The organism is Macrococcus hajekii, from assembly GCF_004359505.1.
GTDB classification, from domain to species: domain Bacteria; phylum Bacillota; class Bacilli; order Staphylococcales; family Staphylococcaceae; genus Macrococcus; species Macrococcus hajekii.
Genome location: NZ_SCWE01000001.1, coordinates 439,674 through 456,186 on the forward strand (window position 1 = coordinate 439,674; position 16,513 = coordinate 456,186).

Genomic DNA, 16,513 nt, shown 5'->3' on the forward strand with positions numbered 1-16,513 from the left:
AGGACATGAAAGAAAAAATATTGATTGTTGACGATGAGGACCGCATCAGAAAATTGGCTAAAATGTATCTCGAACGTGAAGGTTTTGAGACGGTAGAAGCAGCAGATGGTGAAACTGCGCTTGAACTTGCGCTCAGTCATAACTTTCACTGTATTCTGCTGGATATTATGCTTCCAGGTATGGATGGCCTCAGTGTCTGCAAAAGAATCCGTGAGGAAAAATCAACGCCGGTCATTATTCTGACAGCTAAAGGTGAGGAGAACAATAGAGTAGAAGGTTTTGAGATTGGTGCAGATGACTATATTGTCAAACCGTTCTCACCACGTGAAGTTGTGCTGCGTGTCAAAGCAATTTTAAGACGCTCGCAGTCTTCAATGTTCTTCCAGAATGACGCGCATGCAAAAGACCTCATTGTTTTTGATTCATTAGTCATTGATAATGATGCACATCGTGTGACAGCGAACAATAAGGAAGTCAGTCTGACTCCTAAGGAATATGAGTTGCTGCTTTTCCTTGCAAAGTCACCGGATAAAGTATTTGACCGAGAACAACTGCTGAAAGAAGTCTGGCACTACGAATTTTACGGAGATCTTAGAACAGTAGATACTCATGTCAAACGTTTACGTGAGAAACTCAATAAAGTTTCGCCTGAAGCTGCTGAGATGATTCATACTGTCTGGGGTGTGGGCTATAAATTTGAGGTCAGAGACTGATGCATTATCTGAATAGTATTGTCATTAAACTGTGGTTCACTATCATTTTGATAGTAACGACAGTTTTAATTATATTATCAGTTGCTTTAGTAGGGTTTTTTAATTCATATTTCATCTCAGAGACAGGGAAAACCTTGTATCAGCAGGCTAATAAAATAGAGAGTATTTTAATGAGCAGGCACAATCAGTCAGATGCGATTGATTACGTCAAGGAGCTTATTGAAAATCCAGCGGGACTCGTGATTATAGAAAATAAGAAGCAGCTGGATGATAATTACGATGAGCTGAAGCAGATCATGGTTGACGAGATTCACTATAATCCGAGCTTTAAAGCGGTCTTTGAAGAGAATAAGCATGTCACTAAAATGATTAATGTCAATTATCAGAATGAAAGACATCGTTATATATTGCTGGGCTTCCCGTCACAGGCTTTTGAAGATAAGGGGGCAATCATCCTGTTTCAGGATATTAACTCGATCAGTTCGACCCTTCAGTATGTCAGCATTATTATTTTAGTCAGTGCACTGGTGCTTATTTTACTGTCTACTATATTTGCTTTCTTCCTCTCGAATAAAATAACGAAACCGTTACTAATGCTGAAGCAGTCAGCATTCCAAGTCGCCAGGGGTGAGCGTTCAGACAAGGTAAAGACTACATCAAGGGATGAAATCGGAGAACTGACTGTTGCTTTCAATAAGATGGAATCTGATATTAGAAGCAATATCGCTTCCATTGAAACAGAAAGAAATTTACGCGATAAACTGATCAATGCGATGGCAGACGGTGTATTAAGCTACGAACTTGATATTGATCAGCAGCTGATGAATCCAATGGCTGAACGTTTTCTGGATATTATTGATAGTGGGCAGCATGATGAGTTGCAGCAAACATTTAACGAAGTACTGAAAGATAACATGACGAAAGTGCTTGAAGTCAGTACGAAGAATCACTTTTTCGTCGTCATTGTTTCTCCGGTCAGACGCGCTGCTTTAAACAATAAAAGTGGAGCGGTTGCTCTCATACGCGATATGACCGAGGAGCATCGTAATGATGAAATGAAGAAGCGGTTTGTAGCAGATGTCTCGCATGAATTACGGACGCCGATTCAGATGCTGCAGGGCTATACCGAGGCACTGCTCGATGATATTGTCGAGACACCTGAAGAACAGAAGGAATTTTTGAATATTATTCTGGATGAAAGTAAAAGATTGAACAGACTTGTCAATGAACTATTGAATGTTGCACGCTTTGATGCTGGAGATGTCAGGATGGAAATAAAAGAAGTCAATATTCATACACTCCTGCTGAAGGTCAAAGCAACCTTTAATCAGGCAATAGTGGAGAATGATATACAGGTGACTATCCAGGCTGCACCTTCTCTAAACTGGCATCTTGATGAAGATAAAATGATTCAAGTGCTGACCAATCTGATGGATAATGCTATTCGTTATACTCATAGAGGAGATAGTATTGAAATAGTGGCAGAGGGTCATGAGACATTGATGATACAGATGAATGATTCGGGTGTCGGGATCGATGAACAGCATCTTCCACACTTATTTGATCGTTTCTATAAAGTGGACGAGGCGAGAACAAGAGGAAAAAATGGTACAGGGCTAGGGCTTTTTATCGTTAAATCAATTATTGAGTCCCACGGGGGAACCATTTCTGCAGAAAGTAAAAAGGGTGAGGGTACAACCTTCACTATTTTGATACCTTATCGTTGAAATTGTACATAAATGTGCTAATATGAAAAAGGATTGTAAAATCTAAAAAATAAATAATTCATCTTCGGGGTGCGGTGAAATTCCGAACCGGCGGTAATAGCCCGCGACCTGCCTTAGGGTGGCTGATTCAGTGTAATTCTGAAGCCGACAGTAAAGTCTGGATGGGAGAAGATGGAGGCCAAACACAAGATAAGTGTGCTTATTTTGTGCTTGGCCTTCTCCTTTCGGTTGATGAATGTAAGGAGAATAAGATGTCCAGTATTAACAGAACTAAAAAGCTGATTTTAATCAGCATGCTGAGTGCTGTCAGTTTCGTGCTGATGTTCCTCAAATTTCCGTTGCCATTTTTACCACCATATTTAACGATTGATTTCAGTGATTTACCTGCACTGATTGGACTTTTTACAGTAGGTCCGGCGGGCGCAGTAATCATTGAACTTATCAAAAACTTATTGAACTTTGCTGTTACACCGGCGGATCCAATCGGACCTATCGCTAACTTTATAGCAGGCTCAAGTTTTTTGCTGACTGTGGCGCTTCTTAAAAAGAAGAATGTATGGCTTGCGCTCTTGACAGGTGCTTTAGTGATGACAGTCGTTATGAGCGTCATGAATTACTTTGTTCTATTACCGATGTACGGTATGATTATGAACTTAAGTGATATTACGACTAATTTGAAAACTATTGTGACGGCAGGTATCATTCCATTTAATATTATAAAAGGGTTGCTTGTATCTATACTTTTTGTATTGATATTCAGACCACTACTGCCTGTCATTGAAAAAAGATTTAGGTAAACTTCCACTTTATGTGGAAGTTTTTTTATTTGTAGCAATACTATGCTTGAAATTAATGCTGTTTCACTTTACTATGACATAGTAAACTTATCGGAATTATAGGAGGTTCGTATGTGGACGTTATTTAGTGGTATGATAGTAGGAATCCTACTAGGCTTTGTGATGCAGAGAACACGTTTCTGTCTGACGGGTGGATTCAGAGATATGTATGTACAGAGAAGTAATAAGATGTTCTATGCACTACTCATTGCGATTACTGTACAAAGTATGGGCTTATTGCTGCTCAACTGGACAGGTGTTCTTAAAGTTTCTTACGATTCATTCCCGCTCATCGGGACAATGATCGGTTCATTTATTTTTGGTATGGGTATTATACTGGCAGGGGGATGCGCTACAGGAACGTATTACCGTGCAGGCGAAGGGTTGATAGGCAGCTGGATTGCTTTATGTCTTTATGCGTTTACTTCAGCAGTTACGAAGTTCGGCTTTCTTAAACCTGTGATGGAAGCGGTGAACAGTAAGACCGTATATAACTCAGATATGTCTGCGACAACAGGTATTCCGATGTGGATTTTAGTCGTTATTCTGACAATCTTTACAGCTATAGTGGTGACTAAAACGATGAGAAAACCTAAAAAAACATTACCACAGCTTAAACAGAAGTTTACGGGTATCCGCCATGTATTGTTTGAGAAGAAATATCATACTTTTACTGCTGCTGTGATTATTGGTCTTATTGCACTTCTCGCATGGCCGATGAGTTACTCGGCAGGACGTGAAGGAGGTTTAGGTATCACGACTCCATCAGCTAAACTGATTAAATTTTTAATGACGGGTGACACAGCTTTGATTGACTGGGGTGTTTACCTTGTCATCGGTATTTTCGTAGGTTCATACATCGCAGCTAAAGGGTCTCGTGAATTTAAATGGCGTCTGCCGGACAAAATCACCATTCGAAACAGTGCAATCGGTGGTGTATTTATGGGCTTCGGTGCTTCGATGGCAGGTGGCTGCTCAATCGGTAACGGTCTCGTGGCAACAGCTACTATGTCATGGCAGGGCTGGATTGGTTTAGCGTTTATAATTCTTGGCACTTGGTTTATGAGTTATTTTATTTTTGTTAGACCGATGCAGCAGCTTAAAGCACAAGCATCTGTCTCAGTTTAAGGAGGAGAAATTATGTTATATGAACTTGGAACAGTAGGGATGGTTTGTCCATTTCCATTGATTGAAGCACAGAAAAAAATGGTTGAACTTGAGCCGGGAGATGAACTTAAAATTGATTTCGATTGTACCCAGGCAACGGAAGCCATTCCCGGCTGGGCAGCAGAGAATGATTATCCAGTGACAAATTATGAACAGCTGGACGATGCGTCATGGACAATCACTGTACAGAAGGCATAATAAGAATCCTACTTCTGAACACAAGTAGACAGGAAAAATAAATGAGTTACTAGGCTGCGCTTGAATAAGTGCAGCCATTTTTATTGAGATTCGATCAATGATGATAAAGCAAGTTTAGTTCTATGGATAGAAAAACTCCCTTCAAAGTTGTCACGTTTTATCGTGTCTACTTGAAAGGAGTCTTATCATTTCATCGCGATTCTTTTTTATTCAAATTTAAGTGCGTCACCGTCAAATGACTCATCTGCTACTTTAATAGAGTCAGTTGGACAACCTTCGAACGCATCAATCATATCTTCTTCCAGTTCCTCAGGTACTTCCTGTGTCCCTTGATTGTCATCTAGAATAACAAATGCAATGCCTTCATCATCATAATCATATATATCAGGTGCTGCAGCCCCGCAGGCACCACAAGCGATACATGTATCCATATCTACGATTGTATATTTACCAGCCAAAATACTCGCCTCCTTACTTAAAAGTGCTACACTGTCAGTACATACTTATTTTAGAGATTCAGACATCATTTTTCAACATAAATTATCTGGAGGACAAAATGGATTCAATCTATCAGCAGGCAAAACAACGAAAATTTGAAGAGAAGACGGATAAAAGTTTTTATAATATTCTATCCGGATTCAAATCACATCAAACTTTTTTTGATGCGATGATGCAGGGCATGCTGCCTTTTTATAATAGCCGCCCTTCTGTCACGGGGGATACTGCTGAGTCCTTGACCTTCTATCCTTATTTTTATGATTCATGTCATATGACCTTTCAGGCACTCCGTTTACTCACACAGTCTATGTCTGCGTTCTCTGCTGGCATCAGGGATTTTTATCCGGTATCCAACCAGCTTTTTATCCAGCAGCAGGTTAAGGAATGGCTCGCATTGAACGGCAAGGATGTGACGGTCTATCAGTCAGAACTGCTAGGATTATATAGCGGACTGTCAGAAGAGTTGGAGACTTTCAGCTATAAATTATTAGCTGATGCAAAAGGGAATCATTTTAGGGCTGACGAAATAATGATGACTGATGATCTGGATGTTGAAACCTATAACCTGAAACTTCTGCATGAACTAAATCATCTTACTCATTTGATCCACCACCATAATTACTTCAGTCAATTATATATCAGAGCGCCTCTTCAGTTTGCGACTGAACAAACCATGCAGCTGCTGCAGGAGGGCTGGAGTATAGAGAGAATTGCCCGTAAGAGAGGGGTAAAAACACATACGATTGAAGACCACATTATTGAAATGATTATCAAGGATTATAGGATCGATGTGGATCACTATATTTCAGCTGAAGAAATTGAAGAGGTCAGACAGTTATACCATGAACATCGTTATCAGCGTCTTAAACCTTATTTTGAACGTTCTGCAATTGATGACTACTTTAAGGTTAAGTTAGGTCTATGTCTGATGATGAAGGGGGTGAAGCAATGACCTATGAAACTTCTCTTCAGGAGATATATGGTTTTAGTGAGCTGAGACCGAGTCAGCAAGTGATTATAGATGTCATTATGACTGGAGAAGATGTGCTGGCCCTTATGCCGACAGGAGGCGGGAAGTCTCTTTGTTATCAGCTGCCCGTCATTTTATCAGGTGGCAAGGCATTAGTGATTACACCGCTTATTTCTTTGATGGAGGACCAGGTTGCAGAACTCAAACGACTCAGATTAAAAGCGGCCTGTATTCATAGTTATCTTGACATTAGAGAGAAAAGGATGATTTTAAACAGCCTGCATGACTACCAGTTTATCTTTTGTTCACCTGAATGGCTGGCAACCGAGCAGGCGAAGGGACTTATTGATCAGATAATGTTCACTCATGTTGTCATCGATGAAGCACACTGTATTTCAGAATGGGGCTTTGATTTTCGGCCTCATTATCTGTTACTGCATGAAATTCTAAAGGAAGATAATCAGGTGATCGCCCTGACTGCAACAGCCGATGAGAAAATTATTACTGATATCCTGCATTTATTGAAGAGAGAATTAAAAGTGATTGATGAACGGACGGAACGCAGTAATATTTTTTTAAGTGTCGAGTTTCAGCAGGATAAACTTAAATATATTGAATCACTGCTTGATGATGCAGGACCTGTCATTATTTATTTTTCATCTAAAAAAATATGTGACGATATCCATCATAAACTTGCTGAAAAATTCAGTGGCATGACTTATCATGCAGATATGACCTATGAGGAACGCATGACGGTACAGACTGCATTTTACAATGATAGAATTCAATATGTCTGTGCGACAAGTGCATTTGGTATGGGCATCAATAAAAAGAATATTCGTACAGTTATTCATTATCATGTGCCGAAATCTAAAATGCAATATGTCCAGGAGATTGGTAGGGCAGGGCGCGATGGTCTGCAGGCACATGCGTTACTATTGTTCGACGAGGAAGATATATACCGAAGTTATCGATTTCTGCAGGAAGATAGCTTATCAGAAGCGGATCTCAACAGTTATTTAAATGGTGCACTGCTGCCGGAAGAAAAAAAGGAGCAGCTTCAAATTTTAACTTCACTTTTTTCAGAACAGCAGCTGCGCTATATTATCGATCGTGAATATCAGTCAAAAAAACAAGCGCTTATGCAGATGGCTGAATATGGCAATGCCAGTCAATGTCTAGGTGCACAGCTTTATCATGCAGATGCTCCATGCGGTTATTGTCAGTTTTGTTGGGGCAAGCGGACCTTTCAGTTTGAAAAAATGGACATACCAAAGATATGCGACGATATGAAAGGCTATATTAATGCATTATTTAATCTATAGTCCTTTACTATTCGCTTTATTGTTGTCTATAATAAATGATATATTAAAATAAATTAAAATGAAGTAGGTGTAAAAATGGCAAAAGACAATTTTAAAGATGAGTTTGAAAAAAGTAAGCAGCCAGTAGAAAGACAGGATGACTTGAAGAATGAAGATTTAGTATTTGAGGGAGAAGATTTTTCTGGTCACATTGAAGAAGACGATTTCCCGAAACGTGGTGTATCAAGACGTAGTCGTTCAGCAGAACGTAGACGTCGTGAAGAATCAGTCGAAGAAACAGAAGAGAAATCAAAGAAAAAACGTCGTAGAAAAGGAGCAGCTGCTGGAGCAGGCGCGGCTGCTGCTGGCACTGCTGCTGTTACACATGGTGATATCGAGAAACCTGCTGCAGCTGGTGAAGTGAAATCTACAACATATGCAGCGGGTGACGGAGAACCTGAAGTACATCATGTAGATGAAGAGAGAAAAGAAGAGAAGGGCAATAAATGGTTACCTCTTCTTGCGGGGCTTTTAATTCTTATCCCGCTTTTATTCTTATTATTTATGTATTTCGGCAATAAAGATGACAATGATAAAAATGGTTCAGAAAAAACAGCAACAACAGAAGAAGCGACAACTGAAAAGGTAACAACAGAAGCAGCAACAACAGAAGTTCCAGCGGCTGAAAAAACAACGACAGAAGCGGTAACAACTGAAACGACAACAACAGAAACGACAACAACAGAAACGCCAACAGCTGAACAAGCAACAACGGAAGCACCAACAGCTGAACAGGCAACAACAGAAACGCCAACAGCTGAACAGGCAACAACAGAAACGCCAACAGCTGAACAGGCAACAACAGAAACGCCAACAGCTGAACAGGCAACAACGGAAGCACCAACAGCAACTAGAGGCGGAACAACACATACTGTAGGTGCTAATGAAAACCTCTACCGTATTGCAATTCGTTATTATGGCAGCGGTACACCTGCAAACGTTGAAAAAATCCGTCAGGCTAACGGACTGAATGGCAATACTTTATCAATCGGGCAGGAACTTGTAATTCCGAAATAATCAACATCAAGGGGGATGCGCATTATGTATTTAAAAACGATTATGATTCCAAAGGAAAAATGTTATATCGCTAATCCGAATGATACTGTCAAATCTGTACTTGATAAACTCGAGCATCATGGTATTGATGGGATGCCAGTTGTGAGCGATGGTGTTTATCACGGAACGGCAACACGTTATAACATTTTCAGACATTTCTTTTTCAAGAAAAACCAGCAAACTCGTGATGAATTTATCGAACAAACTTTTATCAAGGATATCCTTGCGCTTGATGAATTTAGCGTTCAAGATGATTCATTATTTGAAGAATCATTTTTGAGTCTGCAGGATTTTCCGATTTTAAGTATTGTCAACCGGCACAATGAATTTCTCGGTGTAGTGACACGTTTTGATGTAATGGAACAATTCAAGAGCGCGTTCGGCATGAATAAATCGGGAACAAGAATTGCGATTACTTCTATTGATGCTGAAGGTCGTATTAAACGCCTGGCGTTAGCGCTGCAGAAATACAAATTAAACGCGATTTCTTTTGTTACTTTTGATGAGACAGATAAGATGCATCGACGTATGATAGTTAAGGTTGAAGACCATGATGAGAAAGTGATTGCGAAATTTACAAAATATCTTTCAAAAAATGGTTTCAAAGTATTGGATATTCAGCAAGATTAAAGAAGGGGCTCATTTGAGCTTCTTTTTTTTAGAAAGGTGATAAAAATGAAGTATATTGAAAGCATTATAATCGGTGCAGGGCCTTGCGGACTGTCAGCCGCTATCGAACAGCAGAAAAAAGGTATTGAGACATTGATTATTGAAAAGGGCAATGTTGTAGAGGCGATTTATAATTATCCGACCCATCAAACCTTTTTCTCTTCCAGCGATAAACTGAGTATCGGTGATGTACCGTTTATTGTAGAGGAACATAAACCGAGAAGAAATCAGGCGCTGGTTTATTATAGAGAAGTGGTCAAACATCATGACCTTCAAATTAATACGCGGGAAACGGTTCTTAAAGCAGTAACAGAAGGTGAGCATTTTATTATTACGACAGACCGGGATATTTATCAGTCATCCTATCTGACTGTTGCAACAGGCTATTATGGTCAGCCTAATAAGCTCGATATACCAGGCGATTCACTTGATAAAGTTCATCATTACTTTAAAGAGGCACATCCTTATTTCAATAAAAAAGTTCTAGTGATAGGTGGGAAAAATTCTGCTGTTGATGCAGCAATGGAGCTCGAAAAAGCAGGTGCAGAAGTGACAGTAATATACAGAGGTTCTGAGTATTCAAAAAGTGTCAAACCCTGGATTCTGCCTGTATTTGATGGTCTAGTCAGAAATGAAAAAATTAAAATGTATTTCAATGCTGAACTCCAGGAAATCACTGATACTACTGTGACATTTGCGGTTGAAGGAGAAGCCCGGACGATTGAAAATGATGATGTTTTTGCCATGATCGGCTATCATCCGGATTATCATTTTCTTAAATCGATGGGGATCGAAATTATGACCACTGAGTTTGGTACGGCACCTCGATATAATCCTGAAACAATGGAAACGAATGTACCGGATCTATTTATTGCAGGGGTTATTGCAGCGGGAAATGATGCGAACTCGATTTTTATTGAAAACGGCAAATTTCATGGAGGGCTTATCGCTGATAAGATCATGAAAGATAAACATAAAAAATAAGGTGGCTGGGCCACCTTATTTATTTTCTGAAATATTCTTTCAGTTGAACGGTTTCCAGTTGATTGCTGAGACCGACGATGAGTTTAAGACGTGCTTTCTGTCCGTTAAGGCCATTTGAGAAGATAACACCTTTTTCACCGAGTTCATAGCCGCCGCCTTCATATTGATAATTATTGCTGACAATACCATTGAAACAGCGTGAGACAAGAACGATAGGAATGCCGGCATTTAGTAAGCGGTCAAGGCCAGGCAGTGCACTAGGTGGCAGATTGCCTTGTCCGAGTGCCTCGATAACTACACCATCATAGTGATGATCAAGGAAAAATTCGAGTAATTCAGCATCCAGATCACTATGAGCAGTGAGTAAACCAACTTTAATTTTTTCATCCACTTTGACAAGCGGACGATTGTTGACAGGAAGATGATGAAAATAGATATTGTTTTTCGTAATAATACCGAGCGGTCCGTAATTTGGGCTCTGGAAAGTACTGGTGTTTGAAGTGTGCGTTTTAGTGACATTTGTTGCACTATGAATTTCATCATTGAAGACGACAAGTACACCCTTACCTTTGGAATGCTCATCACATGCTGTACGAATAGCCGCGATATAGTTATAGAGTCCATCAGCACCAATCTCGTTAGACGAGCGCATGGCACCTGTCAGGATAACCGGTATGCTGACATTGAGAGTCAGGTCAAGAAAGTATGCCGTTTCCTCTAACGTATCAGTTCCGTGTGTAATGACAATACCTTCATAATTATCGTTGTTGATCTGTTCGATAATAATTTTTCTGAGTGCATTCATATGGTGCAGAGTCATATGAGGAGAGGGTACCTGGAAGGGGTTGAGTTCAGTAATATCAGCAAGGTTTTTTACTGCGCTGCTATCAGAAACTGGATTGATTTCATTAGTGGTGACGTGACCCTCAGTATTCTCTGACATGCTGATGGTGCCGCCGGTATGTAAGACAAGTAATTTTTTCATATGTGCCTCCTTTATTCTTATATGATAAGATATTAATGATTAAACAACAAGGCAGGTAAAATAATGAATAAAATAAATATTGCGATAGATGGCCCGGCAGCGGCCGGTAAAAGTACAATCGCCAAAAGAGTTGCTTCAGCACTTGATATGGTCTACGTCGATACAGGGGCTATGTATCGTGCAATTACATTAGCCTATTTAGAAGCTGATCGTCCTGATCTGAATGAATTGCTGTCTGGCATCCATATCCGGTTGCTTGCGGAGAACGGCCAGCGTGTCATACTGAACGAAAAAGATGTCACCGATCGCTTGAGAGAAAATGACGTGACTGAAAATGTATCATTTGTTGCAAGCGACCCGGCTGTCAGACGTTTTCTCGTCAATCTCCAGCAGCAGCTCACTGAAGATAAGGGCGTAGTCATGGACGGCAGAGATATCGGCACAACGGTCATTCCAGATGCGGAACTGAAGGTTTATATGATTGCATCAGTTGATGAACGGGCGATGCGACGTCAGCTGGATAATGAAGCAAGAGGTATTGAGAGCTCAGTTGAACAGTTGAAAGCTGATATTGCACATCGCGATCATCTCGATATGACTCGCGATATTTCACCACTGACTAAAGCAGAAGATGCGATTGAAATCGATACGACTGGACAGACGATTGAAGAGGTGACAGAAGAAATTTTGAAGCTTGCAGCTGAAAAATTAGCTTAAAGACGAATTTCTTGACTTTTTCAGGGTATTATAAGAACGTTAGATAAAGAGCTTTTACAATTTAGGAGGATATAACTATGACTGAAGAATTTAACGAAAACATGATTACTGAGATTCAAGAAGGCGATAAAATCAAAGGAACAGTACAAAAAATCGAAGATAAGCACGTGATTGTGTTTATTGAAGGTGCTAAATTTGATGGGATCATTCCGATCAGCCAGTTAACAAGTCTTCATATCGATAAAGCAGAAGAAGCAGTATCTGTTGGCGATGAAATTGAAGCATTCGTTACGAAAATTGAAGACAAGGAAGAGGATGGTCACTACATCCTTTCAAAAAGACAGCTTGATGAATCCCAATCATACGAAAGCTTAAAAGAAAAATTTGAAAACAATGAAACAATTGAAGCGGAAGTTAAGGAAGTTGTTAAAGGCGGACTTGTTGTTGATGTAGGTCTTCGTGGCTTCATCCCAGCTTCACTGATTTCAACAGAATATATCGAGGATTTCTCAGACTATCAAGGTCGTCAATTAACACTTAAAATTGAGGAACTCGATCAAGAGAAAAATCGTGTCATCTTAAACCACCGCGCGATTGAAGAAGAAGCTAACAAATTTAAACGTGCTGAAACACTTCAGAACTTGGAAGTAGGTTCAATCATCGAAGGTAAAGTAGCACGTATTACAAGCTTCGGTGCGTTCGTTAATATCGGCGGAGTTGATGGACTCGTTCACATCTCACAAATCACACATGATCGTCTTGAAAAAGTTGAAGATGCGCTTGAAATCGGTCAAGAAGTTAAAGTGAAAATCTTAAGTGTTGATACTGAAGCAGAACGTATTTCATTATCAATCAAAGATGCTTTACCAGGGCCGTTTGAAACAATCGATGAGAAGTTCAAAGTCGGTGACATCGTTGACGGTAAAGTAATGCGTCTTGCTAACTTCGGTGCATTTGTTGAGATTGCCAAAGGTCTTCAAGGTCTTGTCCATATTTCACAGATCAGCCATGAGCATATCGGCAGCCCGAATGAAGTGCTTGAGCCAGGTCAAACAATAAAAGTAAAAATTCTTGATATCAATAAAGAAGAACAACGTATTGCTTTATCAATTAAAGCAACTGAAGAACAAGGTCAGGACTTCGATTCTTCATACCTTGATACTTCTTCAAACGAAGATGCACCAACACTTGGTGATGTATTCGGCGACAAATTCAAAAACTTAAAATTATAATATAACAACCTTAAGTAACGCTTCGGCGTTACTTTTTTAATTATGACAAAAAATCAAGGTGTGTTAAAATGGTGAAGATATTATAGTGAGAGGAAGAAAAAATTGACTAAACCAACAATAGCAATCGTCGGAAGACCCAATGTCGGTAAATCGACGATCTTTAATAGAATTATCGGGGAGCGTGTATCCATCGTTGAAGACACGCCCGGTGTGACGCGGGACCGTATTTACTCCAGCGGTGAATGGCTGACACATGAATTTAATATCATTGATACAGGTGGAATTGAGCTGGGCGACGAGCCGTTCCAGGAACAGATCCGTGCACAGGCAGAAATCGCAATCGATGAAGCAGATGTCATTATATTTATGGTGAATGGGCGTGACGGTATGACCAATGACGATGAGTTTGTTGCCAAACTGCTCTTTAAATCCAGCAAGCCTGTTGTACTCGCTGTCAACAAAGTGGATAATCCTGAGATGCGGGCAGATATCTATGAGTTTTATTCCCTTGGTATGGGAGAACCATTCCCTATTTCGGGTTCACATGGACTTGGACTGGGTGATTTACTTGATGAAGCGAGTAAACATTTTCCAGAACAAGAAGAAGATGAATATGATGATGATGTTGTCAGATTCAGCCTTATTGGCAGACCGAATGTGGGTAAATCCAGTTTAATCAACAGTATTCTCGGCGAAGAACGTGTTATTGTCTCAGATATCGCTGGAACAACGCGTGATGCGATTGATACATTATACAGCTATGATGATCAAGACTATGTCATGATCGATACTGCGGGTATGCGTAAGAAAGGGAAGGTCTACGAATCGACTGAACGTTATTCAGTGCTGCGTGCTTTACGTGCCATTGAGCGCTCAAATGTCGTCTTAGTCGTCATAGATGCTGAAGAGGGTATTATTGAACAGGACAAGAAGATTGCCGGATACGCTCATGAAGCAGGTAAAGCCGTCATTATTGTGGTCAATAAATGGGATACAGTGGATAAAGACTCGAAGACCATGAAAAAGTTCGAGGATAATATTCGCGCTCATTTCCAGTTTCTTGACTATGCACCGGTGGCTTTCGTTTCAGCACTGAAGGGACAACGTCTCAAGACATTATTCCCATTGATCAATATGGCGAGTGAAAACCATAAGAAACGCGTTCAGAGCAGTACACTGAATGAAGTGATTACAGATGCAGTGGCAATGAATCCGACGCCTACTGATAATGGCAGCCGACTGAATATTTTCTATACGACACAAGTCGCAATAGAACCGCCGACATTTGTCGTCTTCGTTAATGATGTTGATATGATGCACTTTTCTTATAAGCGTTTCCTGGAAAACAGAATTCGAGATGCATTCGGATTTGAAGGAACGCCGATTCATCTCATTACGAGAAAACGTAACTAGGAGGTTTTATTCATGACAGCAATCAGTGTACTTGGCACAGGAAGCTGGGGCACTGCCCTGGCCAATGTTCTTTTGGATAACGGTCATGATGTACTGATGTGGGGAAGAAATCATACTGTCGCTGAGTCACTTACGCAGGACAAACAGAATCCGGAATATCTGCCTGACATCATACTGAGTGACAGAATGACTGCTACAACCTCTATTGAATCTGCTGTAAACCATGCAGATATCCTCATTCTTGCTGTACCGACTAAAGGTATCAGGGAGATATGTCAGCAGATCGATCAAGTGACGACAGGACCTAAAACGATTATCCACGTTTCAAAAGGACTGGAGCCGAAGACATTTAAAAGAATCTCAGAAATTATTGAGGAAGTAATGGCTGCAGATCATCTACAAGGTGTGGGCGTTCTCAGTGGACCCAGTCATGCAGAAGAAGTGGCACGGAGACAGCCGACAACTGTAGCCATTGCTTCACATGATAAAGAGGTTCGCCAGCTCGGCCAGGATTTATTTATGTGTGATTATTTCAGGGTTTATACAAACGATGATCTGATTGGTGTTGAAATTGGCGGAGCATTGAAAAATATCATTGCCCTGGCTGCAGGTTTAAGCGATGGCCTGGGTTATGGTGATAATGCAAAAGCAGCACTTATGACACGTGGTCTTGCTGAAATTACAAGACTTGGTGTTAAAATGGGCGCTGATCCTATGACCTATCTAGGTATGGCAGGACTCGGTGATCTGATCGTTACCTGTACTTCAGTACATTCACGTAACTGGCGCTGTGGAGAGATGCTTGGAAAAGGTCTTTCGCTTCAACAGGCACTCGACAGTATGGGCATGGTCGTAGAAGGGGTCAGAACGACTCAGGCGGCATACGAGATGTCTCGTGCCTATGAAGTTGAAATGCCGATAACTCATGCGTTGTATGATGTTCTGTTCAACGGAGGACCTGTTGAACAGAATGTAAGAGTACTCATGAATCGTCAAAAAACAAATGAATAGGTGAAATAAATGTTTAATATTACTCGAATGGATTTAATGTGGGTCTCCTTTTACTCATTAGGTCTTATGCTTCTGGCCATGGGACTGATTTATGTCGCACGCTTTAAAGTGAGCAATCGTCCTCTTTCGATTGTATTATCACTGCTGGCTTATGGCTCTCTTATATTGAGCGGGCTGCTGATGGTCATCGTTTTAGGAGGTTCCAGTCATGCTTAAAAGACTGCTGCTTTTAGCGATACCTGTCCTCTTCCTATCAGGCTGTTTTTATCCGCAGAATGAACGAGCAGAGAATCAGGTGGCACCTCTTGATCAGCTTAATATGGTACAGACAGCAGTCGACCAGTATCAAAAGGAAAATGAAGGGCTATTACCTATCAAGGACCGCGATCAATCTTATGATATCTATGTGAAGCATCCGGTTGATTTTGATAAACTGCAGCCGAGATATTTATCTGAACTCCCTGGTTCATCGTTTGAAAAAGGGGGCTACTATCAATATGTTCTGATGGATGTAGAGCAGAATCCGACTGTCAAACTCGTTGACCTGCGTACAGCTGAAGTTTTAAAGGATTTAAGAATTCGTCTTAATATTCAGGATAGAACATTACCGCTTGGCGAGAAAATTGGACCGAACGTCTATAAAATCGCCTATAAGAAATATGGTCTGGATGATTATCCGACTGTGACAAGTCCTTATAGCGGTGAAGCGCTCCCTGTCTATGTTAATGGTGGCAATGATTTAGTGATTGATTATAAGCAGGATCTCGGCAATGCCATTAAGAAGAAAGGCCTTAAACCTAAAGAAGGCGAAGATATCCGACCTATACTGTATCAGGATTCTCCGATCCTTCCGGCATATAGTGTACCTTACACTGTCAATGAAAAGAATGAGCCTATCTTCAGATCGAATGCTCAGCATAATAAAAATTGATGAAACACGACATAAAACGTTGCAGTATCAACGTTTAGTGTG

18 protein-coding genes and 1 riboswitch are annotated in these 16,513 nt (G+C 40.5%); of the genes, 16 read left to right on the forward strand and 2 right to left on the reverse strand.

Translation table 11 applies throughout. The features are described from left to right. Positions 1 to 5: 5 nt before the first annotated feature. From ERX37_RS02435 to ERX37_RS02455, 5 genes are all read left to right on the forward strand, one after another. Positions 6 to 713 carry a response regulator transcription factor gene (locus ERX37_RS02435; protein WP_133429051.1) on the forward strand — a complete coding sequence of 236 codons (708 nt, stop codon included), beginning with the start codon at positions 6 to 8 and terminating at the stop codon, positions 711 to 713. Further along, positions 713 to 2,440 (forward strand): ATP-binding protein, encoded by a 1,728-nt coding sequence (locus tag ERX37_RS02440; RefSeq protein ID WP_133429052.1) that lies wholly within the window; start codon positions 713 to 715, stop codon positions 2,438 to 2,440. The genes ERX37_RS02435 and ERX37_RS02440 overlap by 1 nt, the downstream gene beginning before the upstream one ends. A 56-nt stretch (positions 2,441 to 2,496) precedes the next feature. Next, positions 2,497 to 2,617: riboswitch (FMN riboswitch) on the forward strand. A gap of 83 nt (positions 2,618 to 2,700) precedes the next feature. Beyond that, complete coding sequence (locus ERX37_RS02445) at positions 2,701 to 3,237, forward strand: ECF transporter S component (protein ID WP_229713167.1); 537 nt, start codon at positions 2,701 to 2,703, stop codon at positions 3,235 to 3,237. A gap of 111 nt (positions 3,238 to 3,348) precedes the next feature. Further along, on the forward strand, positions 3,349 to 4,404 hold the full coding sequence (locus ERX37_RS02450) for a YeeE/YedE family protein (protein ID WP_133429054.1): 1,056 nt from the start codon (positions 3,349 to 3,351) through the stop codon (positions 4,402 to 4,404). A 12-nt stretch (positions 4,405 to 4,416) separates the two neighbouring features. Then, a complete protein-coding gene (locus ERX37_RS02455; protein WP_133429055.1) occupies positions 4,417 to 4,641 on the forward strand; it encodes a sulfurtransferase TusA family protein in 225 nt (74 codons plus the stop codon). A gap of 206 nt (positions 4,642 to 4,847) precedes the next feature. Here ERX37_RS02455 and ERX37_RS02460 read toward each other — a convergent pair whose 3' ends face one another. Then, entirely contained in the window at positions 4,848 to 5,072 is a 225-nt protein-coding gene (locus ERX37_RS02460) for a ferredoxin (RefSeq protein ID WP_133429656.1), read from the reverse strand. A gap of 125 nt (positions 5,073 to 5,197) precedes the next feature. Here ERX37_RS02460 and ERX37_RS02465 point away from each other — a divergent pair, with 125 nt between their 5' ends. The 5 genes from ERX37_RS02465 (at position 5,198) to ERX37_RS02485 (ending at position 10,182) form a co-directional block, all read left to right on the forward strand. After that, positions 5,198 to 6,091, forward strand: coding sequence for a helix-turn-helix domain-containing protein (locus ERX37_RS02465; protein WP_165981945.1), 894 nt, complete (start codon positions 5,198 to 5,200; stop codon positions 6,089 to 6,091). Then, the gene (locus tag ERX37_RS02470; RefSeq protein WP_165981946.1) at positions 6,088 to 7,434 is read left to right on the forward strand and encodes a RecQ family ATP-dependent DNA helicase; all 1,347 of its coding nucleotides are present in this window, start codon (positions 6,088 to 6,090) and stop codon (positions 7,432 to 7,434) included. Before ERX37_RS02465 ends, ERX37_RS02470 begins: the two co-directional genes overlap by 4 nt. Before the next feature lie 75 nt (positions 7,435 to 7,509). Continuing rightward, the gene (locus tag ERX37_RS02475) at positions 7,510 to 8,490 is read left to right on the forward strand and encodes a LysM peptidoglycan-binding domain-containing protein (protein WP_133429058.1); all 981 of its coding nucleotides are present in this window, start codon (positions 7,510 to 7,512) and stop codon (positions 8,488 to 8,490) included. Positions 8,491 to 8,514: 24 nt separating this feature from the next. Then, positions 8,515 to 9,159, forward strand: a complete 645-nt coding sequence (locus ERX37_RS02480) for a CBS domain-containing protein (RefSeq protein WP_133429059.1) — start codon at positions 8,515 to 8,517, stop codon at positions 9,157 to 9,159. Between the two features lie 45 nt (positions 9,160 to 9,204). Beyond that, a complete protein-coding gene (locus ERX37_RS02485; protein ID WP_133429060.1) occupies positions 9,205 to 10,182 on the forward strand; it encodes a YpdA family putative bacillithiol disulfide reductase in 978 nt (325 codons plus the stop codon). Positions 10,183 to 10,201: 19 nt separating this feature from the next. Here the strand turns inward: ERX37_RS02485 and ERX37_RS02490 are convergent, their stop codons facing one another. Beyond that, positions 10,202 to 11,167: an asparaginase gene (locus ERX37_RS02490; RefSeq protein WP_133429061.1), complete on the reverse strand. Its 966-nt coding sequence runs from the start codon at positions 11,165 to 11,167 to the stop codon at positions 10,202 to 10,204. Positions 11,168 to 11,230: 63 nt separating this feature from the next. On the opposite strand from ERX37_RS02490, the gene cmk reads away from it, so the two are divergent. The 6 genes from cmk (at position 11,231) to ERX37_RS02520 (ending at position 16,471) form a co-directional block, all read left to right on the forward strand. Further along, the gene (gene cmk / locus ERX37_RS02495; RefSeq protein ID WP_133429062.1) at positions 11,231 to 11,884 is read left to right on the forward strand and encodes a (d)CMP kinase; all 654 of its coding nucleotides are present in this window, start codon (positions 11,231 to 11,233) and stop codon (positions 11,882 to 11,884) included. A gap of 77 nt (positions 11,885 to 11,961) precedes the next feature. Continuing rightward, on the forward strand, positions 11,962 to 13,116 hold the full coding sequence (gene rpsA / locus ERX37_RS02500) for a 30S ribosomal protein S1 (protein ID WP_133429063.1): 1,155 nt from the start codon (positions 11,962 to 11,964) through the stop codon (positions 13,114 to 13,116). Positions 13,117 to 13,218: 102 nt separating this feature from the next. Next, positions 13,219 to 14,529 (forward strand): ribosome biogenesis GTPase Der, encoded by a 1,311-nt coding sequence (der, locus tag ERX37_RS02505; protein ID WP_133429064.1) that lies wholly within the window; start codon positions 13,219 to 13,221, stop codon positions 14,527 to 14,529. 12 nt (positions 14,530 to 14,541) lie between these two features. After that, positions 14,542 to 15,540, forward strand: coding sequence for an NAD(P)H-dependent glycerol-3-phosphate dehydrogenase (locus ERX37_RS02510; protein ID WP_133429065.1), 999 nt, complete (start codon positions 14,542 to 14,544; stop codon positions 15,538 to 15,540). 9 nt (positions 15,541 to 15,549) lie between these two features. Next, complete coding sequence (locus tag ERX37_RS02515) at positions 15,550 to 15,756, forward strand: DUF2768 domain-containing protein (protein ID WP_133429066.1); 207 nt, start codon at positions 15,550 to 15,552, stop codon at positions 15,754 to 15,756. Further along, positions 15,749 to 16,471 (forward strand): hypothetical protein, encoded by a 723-nt coding sequence (locus tag ERX37_RS02520; protein WP_133429067.1) that lies wholly within the window; start codon positions 15,749 to 15,751, stop codon positions 16,469 to 16,471. The genes ERX37_RS02515 and ERX37_RS02520 overlap by 8 nt, the downstream gene beginning before the upstream one ends. Positions 16,472 to 16,513 lie beyond the last annotated feature (42 nt).